Below are 13,093 nucleotides of genomic sequence, written 5' to 3'. Positions count from 1 at the left end.
TCAACGCACCTGCAACTTGAAGTATGACGGGGGTAAAAAGTTGTTTTACTATTGGGTATAACAACATCCTGCAAAAAGGGTTTCACAAAACACCGCGACTAAGGAAAGCATGGAAATCTTCTTTACTATTCTCATCATGACCCTTGTGGTTTCGCTCTCTGGTGTGGCTACACGCATGCTGCCATTCCAGATCCCACTTCCGTTAATGCAAATTGCGATTGGGGCCTTGCTCGCCTGGCCGCACTTTGGATTACACGTCGATTTCAACCCGGAACTGTTCCTGGTGCTGTTTATTCCGCCGCTGCTATTTGCCGATGGCTGGAAAACGCCGACGCACGAATTCCTCAACCATGGGCGGGAAATTATCGGTCTGGCGTTGGTGCTGGTGCTGGTTACCGTCGTCGGTATTGGCTTTCTGATTTACTTCCTGGTGCCGGGCATTCCGCTCATTCCTGCGTTTGCGCTAGCGGCTGTGCTCTCGCCGACCGATGCCGTGGCACTTTCCGGCATTGTCGGAGAAGGGCGTATACCGAAGAAAATCATGGGGATTTTGCAGGGCGAAGCGTTAATGAACGACGCATCCGGCCTGGTATCGCTGAAAATGGCGGTCGCGGTAGCGGTGGGCACGATGGTGTTTACCGTCGGTGGCGCAACCGTAGAATTCTTCAAAGTGGCGATTGGCGGCCTGCTGGCGGGGATTGCCGTGAGCTGGCTGTATGGTAAATCACTGCGCCTGATGAGCCGCTGGAGCGGCGACGAACCGGCCACGCAAATCCTGCTGTTGCTGCTGTTGCCATTTGCTTCTTATCTGATTGCCGAACATATCGGCGTTTCCGGTATCCTGGCCGCGGTTGCCGCGGGTATGACCATTACCCGTTCTGGCGTGTTGCGCAGCGCACCACTGGCGATGCGCCTGCGTGCGAACAGCGTCTGGGCGATGCTAGAATTCGTGTTCAATGGCATGGTTTTCCTGATGCTGGGCCTGCAATTGCCGGGCATTCTGAAAACCTCTGTCGCGGCGGCAAATGCCGATCCGAACGTTGAATTATGGATGCTGTTTGTTGATGTCGGGCTTATCTATTTCGCGCTGATCGGCGTGCGTTTCTTATGGCTGTGGACCATGAAACGTATCAGCCTGCGCTTTATGAAAAAGCGCCCGCTGGAGTTCGGCAGCTACTCAACTCGCGAGCTTTGCATTGCGTCATTTGCTGGTGTGCGAGGGGCGATTACGCTTGCGGGTGTGCTCTCGATTCCGCTGCTGTTGGGCGACGGTACGCCTTTCCCGGCGCGTTACGAGCTTATCTTCCTCTCGGCGGGGGTGATTCTGTTCTCGTTGTTTGCGGGCGTTATCATGCTGCCGATTTTATTGCGTAACGTGGAAGTTCCCGATAAATCAATGGCGCGCCAGGAAGAACGTATCGCCAGGGCCGCCACGGCAGAAGTGGCGATTACCGCCATTGAGAAAATGGAAGAGCGTCTGCAAGCCGATGTGAACGAAAACATCGACGATCAGCTGCTAAAAGAGGTGAGTTCGCGGGTTATCGGCAACTTGCGCCGCCGGGCTGACGGGCGTAACGATGTGGAAAGCAGCGAGCTGGAAGAAAATCTTGAGCGACGCTTCCGCCTGGCGGCATTACGTTCCGAGCGCGCCGAGCTGTACCATTTACGCGCCACGCAGAAAATCAGTAACGAAACGCTGATGAAACTGCTGCACGATCTCGATTTGCTCGAAGCGTTACTGGTCGAGCAGCAGTAAGCGGCTATTCCTCTCCCTCTCCTGGGGGAGAGGGTTGGGGTGAGGGCGCTATGAACTGACCGGCCAAAACTCCTTACAGCACGCAATCCACGCCTGCGCACTGCGCGACATATAAACCCCTTCACGCCAAATCATTGCCAGTTGCCAGGTTAAATCGCTATTTAACGGCAGCCACATCAGCGTGTTTTTATCCAGCTTCTGACAAATAGTTTCCGGCAAAATGGCGATCCCCACGCCTGCCTGCACCATCGCAGCGAGGAAATCCCATTGCCCGCTGCGCACCGCAATGCGCGGCGTAAAACCGTGCTCGTGGAATAGCTGGATGAGCTGGCGGCTCAGGGCGAAATCTTCGTTATAGATAAGCAGGGGATGTGCGGCGAGCTCTATCGGGTCGATACTTTCGCGCTTCATCCACGGGCCGGAACGCGGAACCAGAACGCACAAGGGATTGTGCAGCAGAGGGAGCGAGGAGAACGTGTGTTCGTCATCAACGGGAAGTGCGGTCATGGCTAAATCCAGCTCGCCGTTGAGCACGGCTTGTTGCACTGTTAAGCCGCCAAATTCAGAAATTTTCAGCTCGACGCCGGGGTAGCGCTGGCGATAAAGGCTAATCGGCCCGGCCATAAGCATGCCCACCATGGGCGGAATACCGAGGCGCAGCACGCCTTTGTTCAGCTGGTTAATATCGCCAAGTTCGGCTTCTAACTGGCGAAACTCCGCCAGGATCGCCAAACCGCGCTGATAAACCACTTCGCCAGTATCCGTCATCAAGAGCTTACGGCCATCACGAATCAGCAGCGTACAACCCAGTTCATCTTCGAGATTACGCAGCATCTTGCTGATGGTCGGCTGAGTCACGAACATCTTCTGGGCAGCGCGAGTAAAACTTTGCTGGCGAACCACTTCAACAAAATAACGCAGCGTCCGGATGTCCATAACTATTCCTGTTGACTATACCTTTGATAATTTTAATTCATTTCTATCATTGAAGTGAGCTAACTATAATCGCTACCTCACATTTCTTTGGAGTGCCACTCTCATGGCCGTGGCGTTACGTGGTTTTACGCCTGTTCTTTTTCGCCGCATTCAGGTGCCGGTGCAAGTCGCGTTATATGCAGGGTTGTTTATTTTCGCCCAACAGCTAGTTGACTGGTGGCACTTGCCGCTGCCTGCAAACCTGGTCGGAATGCTGCTGTTACTGGCGCTGATTGTTTGCCGCGTGGTGCCGTTGAAATGGGTGCGAGCCGGTTCCCGCTGGTTGCTGGCAGAGATGCTGCTGTTCTTCGTGCCTGCCGTGGTTGCGGTGGTAAATTACGCCGAATTACTGATGGTCGATGGCTGGCGTATCTTCCTGGTTATCGCCATTAGTACCTTGCTGGTACTGAGCACCACCGCCCTGGTGGTGGATAAAGTCTACCGTTACGAACTGGCGCGTATTGCCCGCAGGCAGGCGAGTGGTGAGTAATTTCCAGTTAAGTATTCTTTGCCTGGTCGTCACGCTCGGCCTGTATTTTGCCAATAAAAAACTCTATCGCCGCTTTCGCAAATTGCCGTTAATGCCTTTGGTGTTAACGCCACTTTTGCTGGTGGCGATACTGATTTTTGGTCATATCTCTTATCAAAATTATATGGGCGAAGCGCACTGGCTGCTGTGGCTACTTGGCCCGGCGACCATCGCCTTTGCGGTACCTGTGTATGACAACTTGAATGTGATTAAGCGCCACTGGATGTCACTCTCCGCAGGCGTTATTACGGCGACAGTGGTGGCAGTCACCAGCTCGGTTTGGCTGGCACGTTTGTTTACCTTATCAGATGAAATTCAGCGCAGCCTGGCGGTGCGTTCTATTACCACGCCATTTGCGCTCGCCGCGGCCAAACCGCTCGGTGGGCAGCCGGAGCTGGTGGCGTTATTTGTCGTCGTGACGGGGGTATTTGGCATGGCGGTGGGCGACGTGCTGTTTTTGCGCCTCGCTATCCGTGAAGGAATGGCAAAAGGCGCGGGTTTTGGTGCCGCTTCGCACGGCGCAGGCACCGCACGTTCCTACGAGCTAGGCCCGCAGGAAGGTGTAGTCGCCAGTCTGGTGATGATGTTTTCCGGCGTAGTCATGGTGTTGATTGCACCATTGGTTGGTTGGCTCATGTTTTGATTACTTTTTTAACCGCGACACCAGTTCAAACTCCTTAAACTGCACCGGGCGCTGCTGCTGCATCGAAATATTCCCGGCGATTCCGGTCAGAATCGACATCGCTCCGGCGCGGTGATCGGCGGCTCGCTTCAGCGGGTCGTTGCCCGGCTCGCCAAATAAATCAGCCAGCATCGCGTTATCGCCCCCGCCATGGCCGCCTGCACCAATATTGAAATCGGCTTTATACGGTGCGGCAAACATCGGGAATACGGTGATATCGCAGCTTTCGAGGCTACCTTCGTTTTCGCGGTCGCCACCGGCATTCACGTACGACATTTCCACCAGTTTCATTTCAAGCCGCCCACGGCTGCCGTTGAACACCACATTCAGCCCTTCCCACGGCAAATACGCATTCAGCGAGTAAGTCATCTGCACCTGATTTTGGTATTTCACCAGCACCGATAGCGTGTCTTCGATAGTGATGCCGTCGCTAAAAACGCTCTGATCGCGGTAATAGTTATCCTCGTGTTCCGCATCCAGATACAGCGCTTTGAGCTGCTCGTTCTCTTCCATATGCAACGCGAACGGGTCATCTTTTGCGGCATCGAAACCGTGCGCGCGTGGGTAAAACTGCGAGATGCCTCGCATCTGCGCATTCTCTTTGCCATAAAAACGCAGCCCACCTTCCGCATAAACACGTTCCGGATAACTGTCCAGCCAGAAGTTCATCAGGTCGAAATGGTGAGTGGATTTATGTACCAGCAGGCCGCCGCTGTTGCGTTTCTCGCGGTGCCAGCGACGGAAATAATCCGCGCCGTGCTCGGTATTGAGCAGCCATTCGAAATGCACTGAAAACACCTCGCCAATAGTGTCGTTCATTAGCAATTCACGGATTTTGCTGTGATGGGGTGCGTAACGGTAATTAAAGGCGACACGCACCTGACGGCCCGTTTCTTCAATGGCATCGAGAATGCGCAGCGCACGCTTTTCATCAATGGTCATCGGTTTTTCGGTAATCACGTCGCAACCGGCATGCAGCGCCCGCACAATGTACTCGTCGTGCGTGCGATCCATGGTGGTGACAATGACAATATCCGGGCGTGTTTCATGAATCATGGTGTCGAAATCTGCCGCTTTCCAGGTGGAGGCGGGCGGGCTACCAGCATGACTCAAAAGCGTATTGGCATAATTCATTCGCGTCTGGTTGGTGTCGCAAAATGCGACCAGTTGCGCGTTATCTTTCCATTTACCGCTAATGGCTTCGATATATAACCCGGCACGTCCGCCGGTTCCTACCAGGGCATACTTTTTCATACAATCCTCGCCAGTTATTAAATAAAACATCGTTTCATTTATGAGCTACTGTAGCCCTCTGGAGCGGGATTGAAATGCTGGAAAGGCGAAAATGTGATCCCCGGCTCGAACGAACCGGGGAGAGTTAATGCTAATTAATGCGCACGACCTTGTTCAATGCCGATCCCGGTCTGGGAGCGGATGAACTGTGCACGGAATTTCTCACGTTCGAGATTGCCTTCAGGGCTGTTATCAGTCGCTGAGAATACCCAAATACCGACGAACGCCACCAGAATCGAGAACAGTGCCGGGTATTCGTACGGGAAGATTGCCGTTGCGTGGCCCAGAACCTGCACCCAAACCGTTGGGCCGAGGATCATCAGGATCACCGCTGTCAGCAAGCCAAGCCAGCCGCCAATCATCGCGCCACGCGTGGTCAGTTTCGACCAGTACATCGAGAGCAGAATAATTGGGAAGTTACAGCTCGCCGCAATCGAGAACGCCAGGCCGACCATGAAGGCGATGTTTTGTTTCTCGAACAAAATCCCCAGCAAGATAGCCACCACGCCCAGCACCAGAACAGTGATTTTGGACACTCTCAGCTCGTCGCGTTCAGAAGCCCCTTTGCGGAACACGTTGGCGTAAAGGTCGTGCGAAACAGCAGACGCACCCGCCAGCGTTAAACCGGCAACCACCGCAAGGATGGTGGCGAAGGCAACCGCCGAGATAAAGCCTAAGAACAAGCTGCCGCCTACTGCATCCGCGAGGTGAACCGCCGCCATGTTGTTGCCGCCAATCAACGCCCCTGCGGCATCTTTAAAGGCGGGGTTTGCACCGACCAACATGATGGCACCAAAGCCGATGATAAAGGTCAGGATGTAGAAATAACCCATGAAACCGGTAGCGTAGAGCACGCTTTTACGCGCTTCGCGAGCATCGCTGACCGTGAAGAAACGCATCAGAATGTGCGGCAAGCCCGCCGTACCAAACATCAAACCTAATCCCAGCGACAGCGCCGATATCGGGTCTTTTACCAACCCGCCAGGGCTCATGATTGCCACCCCTTTCGGGTGCACGGCAATCGCTTCGGCGAACAAATTGTTGAAGCTAAAGCCGACGTGTTTCATCACCATAAAGGCCATGAAACTTGCGCCGAACAGCAGCAATACGGCTTTGATGATTTGTACCCAGGTGGTGGCTAACATGCCGCCGAACAGGACGTACATCACCATCAACACGCCGACCAGCACCACCGCGACGTGGTAGTTCAGGCCAAACAGCAGCTCGATAAGTTTGCCTGCGCCAACCATCTGAGCAATCAGATACAGGGCGACAACCACCAGAGAACCGCAGGCCGAAAGAATACGGATTGGCCCTTGTTTTAAGCGATAAGAAGCGACGTCGGCAAAGGTATATTTGCCGAGGTTACGTAAGCGTTCGGCAATCAGGAACAGGATAATTGGCCAGCCGACCAAAAAGCCCAGGGAGTAAATCAGGCCGTCGTAGCCGGAGGTAAATACCAGCGCCGAAATACCAAGGAACGATGCGGCAGACATATAGTCGCCCGCAATCGCCAGGCCATTCTGAAAGCCGGTAATATTGCCACCCGCAGTGTAATAATCGCTACGGGTACGGGTGCGTTTCGAGGCCCAATAAGTGATGCCCAGGGTGAACGCGACGAACACAATAAACATGATAATCGCCTGCCAGTTGGTCGGCTGGCGTTGCACAGCCCCCGTAATGGCATCCGCGGCAAACGCAGAGGCTGGCAGGCTTAACAGCGGTGCGGCAGCAAGGCCGAGAAGACGTTTCATGATACTTTCACCTCGCGCAGCACAGCGTTATTCAGACGGTCAAATTCACCGTTCGCCCGCCAGACATAAACGCCCGTGAGGAAGAATGAAATCAGAATCACGCCGACACCAATCGGAATGCCGCGTGTGACGGTGGTGCCTTCGTGCAAAGGCGTACCCAACCAGCCAGGGGCAAAGGCAATGAGCAGGATAAAGCTGATATAAATCACCAGCATGATGATGGACAAAATGGTGGCAAACCGTTGCCGTTTAGCGACTAACTCCCTGAAATGCGCACTGTCTTCTATCCGTTGATAAAGTTGTTCACTCATCACAGATCTCTCCAGAGGTAAGGGGGTGGTTTTATTTTTTTGGCTCCTTCTCCTGAGGGAGAAGGTTGGGATGAGGGCATATCACCATGAAACAACCCTCACCCAGCCCTCTCCCTGAGGGAGAGGGGGAAAAGACTAAGGCATGGTAATAGATTGTTTTTCTTCCAGTAACTTCTCAACAACGCCCGGATCGGCAAGCGTTGAAGTATCACCAAAGTTACTGGTATCTCCGGCGGCAATTTTGCGCAAAATGCGACGCATAATTTTGCCGGAGCGGGTTTTCGGTAGTGAATCTGTCCAGTGCAAAATATCCGGCGTGGCAAGCGGGCCAATCTCTTTACGCACCCAATTGCGCACTTCGGTATACAGCTCAGGCGTCGGCTCTTCGCCGTGATTGAGCGTCACGTATGCGTAAATCGCCTGGCCTTTAATGTTATGCGGAATGCCGACCACTGCCGCTTCGGCTACTTTCGGATGCGACACCAGCGCCGACTCGATTTCTGCGGTGCCCAGACGGTGGCCGGACACGTTCAGCACGTCATCCACACGCCCGGTAATCCAGTAGTAACCGTCTTCGTCACGGCGTGCGCCGTCACCGCTGAAATACATATTTTTGAAGGTCGAGAAATAGGTTTGCTCGAAACGTTCGTGGTCGCCAAACAGCGTGCGCGCCTGGCCCGGCCATGAATCGGTGATCACCAGGTTACCTTCGGTCGCCCCCTGTTGCGGATTACCTTCGTTATCCACCAGTGCAGGCTGCACGCCGAAGAACGGGCGCGTGGCGGAACCGGCTTTCAGCTCGGTCGCGCCTGGAATCGGGGTGATCATGAAGCCGCCGGTTTCGGTCTGCCACCAGGTGTCCACCACCGGGCATTTCTCGTTACCGATTTTCTTCCAGTACCATTCCCACGCTTCCGGGTTGATAGGTTCGCCTACCGAACCCAAAATGCGCAGCGACGAACGGTCGGTGTTTTCAACGGCTTTATCACCTTCAGCCATCAGCGCACGAATCGCGGTTGGTGCGGTGTAGAGAATATTCACCTTATGCTTATCAACGACTTGCGCCATGCGGTTTGGTGCAGGCCAGTTTGGCACGCCTTCGAACATCAGGGTGATCGCACCACACGCCAGCGGGCCGTAGAGCAGATAGCTGTGTCCGGTGACCCAACCCACGTCGGCGGTGCACCAGTACACGTCGCCCGGATGGTAATCAAAGACATATTTAAAGGTGGTTGCGGCATAAACCAGATACCCGCCGGTGGTGTGCAGCACGCCTTTTGGCTTGCCGGTTGAACCGGAGGTGTAAAGGATGAAAAGTGGATCTTCGGCGTTCACTTCGACTGGCTGGTGGTGAGCACTGGCTTTCTCAACCAGTTCGTTCCACCACAGGTCGCGGCCTTCGTGCCATTCGATATTACCGCCGGTACGTTTAAGCACGACAACGTGTTCGACAGTTTTGACGCCTGGGTTTTTCAGCGCGTCATCGACGTTTTTCTTCAGCGGAATGGAGCGCCCGGCACGAATGCCTTCGTCGGCGGTAATCACCAGTTTAGAGCTGGAGTCGATGATGCGCCCGGCAACGGCTTCCGGTGAGAAGCCACCGAATATTACGGAATGCACCGCGCCGATTCGTGCGCAAGCCAGCATCGCAACGGCGGCTTCCGGCACCATCGGCATATAAATCGCCACCACATCGCCTTTCTTGATGCCCAGTTCCACCAGAGTATTGGCGAAACGGCACACTTCGCGATGCAGTTCACGGTAGGTAATGGTTTTACTCTGGGTGGCATCGTCACCTTCCCAGATGATGGCGGTTTGATCACCCCTTTCTTTCAGGTGTCTGTCCAGGCAGTTGGCGGCCAGGTTTAGCGTGCCGTCTTCATACCATTTGATTGAGACGTTTCCCGGTGCGAAAGAGGTGTTTTTCACCTTCTGATAAGGCTTGATCCAATCGAGGATCTTCCCTTGTTCGCCCCAAAATGCGTCTGGATCATGTACCGAATGTTGGTACATGGATTGGTATTGCTCCGGGTTTATCAGGCAGTTGTCCGCAATATTTGCGGGAATGGCGTGTTTATGTATTTGGCTCATGCTTTTTTTCTCCTTTTAGGATGTTAATAATATGTCACATAAACGTTAATCGCAGAGTGCCTGGGAAGCTTTGTTTATTATTTGGGCGACAGATCACGCATTAATTAAATGGTTGAAAATTTAATCAATAAATCCTGTGAGGCGAGGGGCAAAAGGCAAAAAAAAGAGCTGCCAATTGGCAGCTCTCGGGCGTGTTTCCTGGGGATTATTAACCCGCCGCGCTTTCGCGCAAACTGGCTTTTAACTTGCTGTATTCGTCAATCACATACTGTTCGGCAGCTTTCTGATCGGCGATAGGCTCGACGCGCACGGCGCAGTATTTATACTCCGGCGTTTTGGTAATCGGGCTGAGGTTTTCAGTCACCAGCTCGTTACACGCGCCAATCCACCACTGATACGTCATGTAAACGGCACCCTTATTAGGACGCTCGCTCACATTCGCCCGTGTGATAACTCGGCCTTTGCGTGAATTCACCCACACCAGCGCTTCATCTTCGATACCCAAACGCGCGGCATCGTCGATGTGGATTTGCGCATAGCCTGGTTCATCTGCCAGAGCTGCCAATGCCGCACAGTTGCCGGTCATCGAACGGCAAGAGTAATGGCCGACTTCACGCACCGTGGAAAGTACCATCGGGTACTCTTCGGTGACTTTGTCGATTGGCGGCGCCCAGTCGCAGGTAAAGAACTCGCCCAGGCCGTTTGCACGGTCGAACTTACCGTCGTACAAGAACGACGTACCCTGGTCGCTTTCAGCAACATCGCGGCAAGGCCACTGGATATAACCCAGCTCGCCCATTTTCTCGTAAGTGGCACCGTAGAAATCAGGGCACAGACCACGCAACTCATCCCAAATTTCCTGGGTGTTGTTGTAGTGCATCGGGTAGCCCATACGGGTGGCGATTTCACTGATAATCTGCCAGTCCGTTTTCAAGTCCCACTTCGGTTCTACCGCTTTAAAGAAGCGCTGGAAACCACGGTCAGCGGCGGTATAAACGCCTTCATGTTCGCCCCACGAAGTGGACGGCAAAATCACATCGGCGGCAGCCGCGGTTTTGGTCATGAAGATGTCTTGTACAATCACCAGCTCGAGTTCTTCAAATGCTTTGCGAACAGCTGAAAGCTCCGCATCGGTTTGAAGCGGATCTTCGCCCATGATGTACGCCGCATACACTTCGCCATGCGCCACACGGTGCGGCAGTTCGCTGATGCGATAGCCAGTGTGAGCAGGCAGCGATGGCACGCCCCATGCTTTCGCAAACTTCTCACGGCTGAAATCATCTTTAACGTACTGATAGCCAGGATAGGTATCCGGCAGCGCGCCCATATCGCAGGCACCCTGAACGTTGTTTTGACCACGAACCGGGTTAACACCGACGTTCGGTTTACCCAGGTTGCCAGTCATCAGCGCAAGGCTTGTCAGCGAGCGAACAGTTTCCACGCCCTGATAGAACTGGGTCACGCCCATGCCCCACAGAATCGTGGCGGTTTTCGCCTTCGCATACATGCGTGCTGCGCTGCGAATTTCCGCCGCAGTAACGCCAGTAATTTCTTCAACAGATTCAGGCGTGTAGCCAGCAACAATTTTGCGATACTCGTCGAAACCTTCGGTACGTTCGGCCACGAATGACTGGTCGTACAGGTTTTCTTCGATAATCACATGCCCAATTGCGTTAAGCAGGGCGATGTTAGAACCATTTCTTAACTGCAAATGCATATCAGCGATGCGCGCGGTTTCGATTTTACGCGGATCGACAACAATGATTTGCGCCCCTTTTTGCTTCGCGCGAATCACGCGGTTAGCAACGATAGGGTGTGAATCTGCCGGGTTATACCCGAACACAAACACTAAATCGGTATCCTCAATCTCGACGATTGAGTTGCTCATAGCGCCGTTACCGACCGATTGGTGCAGACCTGCAACCGATGGGCCGTGTCAGACGCGTGCGCAGCAATCGACGTTATTAGTACCAATAACGGCGCGCGCAAATTTCTGCATTACATAGTTAGTTTCGTTGCCTGTCCCACGGGAAGAACCGGTGGTCATGATGGCATCGGAGCCGTGTTTCGCTTTGATTTCACTCAGACGGGTGCTGACGTAGTTCAGCGCTTCATCCCAGGAAACATTTTCGAGTTTGCCGCCTTTCTGGCGACGAATCATCGGAGATTTCAGGCGTGGAGTGAGGATTTTAGTATCGTTAATAAAATCCCAGCCGTAGTAACCCTTCAGGCATAAATCGCCCTGGTTAGTTTTACCCTGAGCCGCTTCCGCCTTGACGACTTTGCCGTTATCGACCACGAGGTTGATTTTGCAACCTGAGGCACAATAGGGGCAAACCGTGACGACTTTTTTCATCAGTGTTGCTCCAGTCAATATTACTTACCTTGCAGCTCTCTATGCATTATCTATGCCACATAGAAAGAGTGGGAATTACAGGCATCTTACGGCGATAAAAGCAGCAAAACCCTGACGAAAAACAGGACATCGTCAAAAGTGACGTGTCGACCACCACGGGGTTTGTGACACTGGTTGAAAATTCGGCACGGTCTGTTGGGATTTATGCGGTACTCCATCAACAATCACCCACACTTATAATTTCCTAATGCATCCATCGCGGAGTACAACCATGAAACCTGCAATTTTGCTGGTGGATGACGATCTGGCAATCTGTGACGTACTGCGAGACGTGCTAAACGAACACGTTTTTGAGGTGCGGGTCTGCCACACCGGAAATGAAGCGCTGACTGCGATCGCGCAGTTTCCAGAAATTGCGCTGGTGCTGCTGGATATGATTTTGCCGGATATTAACGGACTGCTGGTGCTGCAACAGATTCAGCGCCAGCGGCCAGATTTGCCGGTGGTGATGCTGACAGGTTTGGGTAGCGAATCTGACGTGGTGGTCGGGCTTGAAATGGGCGCGGATGATTACATCGGCAAACCGTTTAACCCGCGTGTGGTGGTGGCGCGAGTGAAAGCTGTGCTGCGGCGTTCCGGCGCATTAGCGATAGAAACCCCGACAACCAAAACCAACGGCCTGCATTTCAATGGCTGGCGACTCGATACCGGGCGTTGCCAGCTATTCAATTGTGCGCATGAACAAGTTGATCTCACCCAAGGCGAATACGGCCTGCTGCTGGCCCTGGTACAAAACGCCCGCAAAGTGTTATCGCGTGAGAGATTACTGGAACTGACCCACAGCGAAAGCCTGGAAGTGTTCGACAGAACGATAGATGTGCTGATTATGCGCCTGCGTAAAAAAATAGAACCGAACCCACATCAGCCAGCATTAATCAGAACTATTCGCGGTGTGGGATATGTATTTTCGGCTGATGTTATTCAGGCGGAAAATAATGCGGCGTAATATCCTGGGATATTTATTCTAATATATACTCTAAATAATTCGAGTTGCAGCAAGGCGGCAACTGAGCAAATCCCCAGGAGCTTACTAAAGTAAGTGACTGGGGGGCGCGAAGGCAGCCAACGCCGCTGCGGCTTGAATTATGACGAGTATAAAGATGACAACTGTCTTTGTTGGCTGATGCCTTTTTACTCCTTGCCTTGCGGCGAGTAAGAGGCTAACCTCAACTTGTTCAGGGTTGAGGGCAAGCCTCGGGTTGTACTGACCCCATTTAGTTGGACAGTTAAACACAAGGCTCATAGGTCTGAGTTCGATATTCAATTGGACTCAGACCTTTTAATTT

Annotated in this window: 10 protein-coding genes; 4 read left to right on the top strand and 6 right to left on the bottom strand. The window is 53.2% G+C overall.

Annotation, left to right across the window (positions count from 1 at the left end; genetic code table 11):
- Positions 1-109 precede the first annotated feature (109 nt).
- Positions 110-1,756, top strand: a complete 1,647-nt coding sequence (locus M2371_RS20820; protein WP_172895815.1) for a Na+/H+ antiporter — start codon at positions 110-112, stop codon at positions 1,754-1,756.
- 48 nt (positions 1,757-1,804) lie between these two features.
- Here M2371_RS20820 and M2371_RS20815 read toward each other — a convergent pair whose 3' ends face one another.
- Positions 1,805-2,692, bottom strand: coding sequence for a LysR family transcriptional regulator (locus M2371_RS20815; protein WP_172895813.1), 888 nt, complete (start codon positions 2,690-2,692; stop codon positions 1,805-1,807).
- A gap of 103 nt (positions 2,693-2,795) precedes the next feature.
- Here M2371_RS20815 and M2371_RS20810 point away from each other — a divergent pair, with 103 nt between their 5' ends.
- Both M2371_RS20810 and M2371_RS20805 read left to right on the top strand, forming a co-directional pair.
- Entirely contained in the window at positions 2,796-3,221 is a 426-nt protein-coding gene (locus M2371_RS20810) for a CidA/LrgA family protein (protein ID WP_034492476.1), read from the top strand.
- Positions 3,214-3,903: an LrgB family protein gene (locus M2371_RS20805; protein ID WP_172896195.1), complete on the top strand. Its 690-nt coding sequence runs from the start codon at positions 3,214-3,216 to the stop codon at positions 3,901-3,903. The genes M2371_RS20810 and M2371_RS20805 overlap by 8 nt, the downstream gene beginning before the upstream one ends.
- Here M2371_RS20805 and M2371_RS20800 read toward each other — a convergent pair whose 3' ends face one another.
- From M2371_RS20800 to fdhF, 5 genes are all read right to left on the bottom strand, one after another.
- Positions 3,904-5,196 carry a Gfo/Idh/MocA family protein gene (locus M2371_RS20800; protein WP_259268597.1) on the bottom strand — a complete coding sequence of 431 codons (1,293 nt, stop codon included), beginning with the start codon at positions 5,194-5,196 and terminating at the stop codon, positions 3,904-3,906. It lies immediately after the preceding gene.
- Positions 5,197-5,330: 134 nt separating this feature from the next.
- Positions 5,331-6,989, bottom strand: a complete 1,659-nt coding sequence (actP, locus tag M2371_RS20795) for a cation/acetate symporter ActP (protein ID WP_034492480.1) — start codon at positions 6,987-6,989, stop codon at positions 5,331-5,333.
- Complete coding sequence (locus M2371_RS20790; RefSeq protein WP_172895805.1) at positions 6,986-7,300, bottom strand: DUF485 domain-containing protein; 315 nt, start codon at positions 7,298-7,300, stop codon at positions 6,986-6,988. Before M2371_RS20790 ends, actP begins: the two co-directional genes overlap by 4 nt.
- 135 nt (positions 7,301-7,435) lie before the next feature.
- Entirely contained in the window at positions 7,436-9,391 is a 1,956-nt protein-coding gene (gene acs, locus M2371_RS20785; protein ID WP_034492484.1) for an acetate--CoA ligase, read from the bottom strand.
- Between the two features lie 208 nt (positions 9,392-9,599).
- Positions 9,600-11,747, bottom strand: a complete 2,148-nt coding sequence (fdhF, locus tag M2371_RS20780) for a formate dehydrogenase subunit alpha (protein ID WP_259268596.1) — start codon at positions 11,745-11,747, stop codon at positions 9,600-9,602.
- A 271-nt stretch (positions 11,748-12,018) separates the two neighbouring features.
- On the opposite strand from fdhF, the gene M2371_RS20775 reads away from it, so the two are divergent.
- On the top strand, positions 12,019-12,753 hold the full coding sequence (locus tag M2371_RS20775; RefSeq protein WP_259268595.1) for a response regulator: 735 nt from the start codon (positions 12,019-12,021) through the stop codon (positions 12,751-12,753).
- Positions 12,754-13,093: the final 340 nt, after the last annotated feature.

It is taken from the genome of Buttiauxella sp. BIGb0471, assembly GCF_024807715.1.
Classification (GTDB): Bacteria; Pseudomonadota; Gammaproteobacteria; order Enterobacterales; family Enterobacteriaceae; genus Buttiauxella; species Buttiauxella agrestis.
This window is presented reverse-complemented; position numbering and strand designations above follow the sequence as displayed.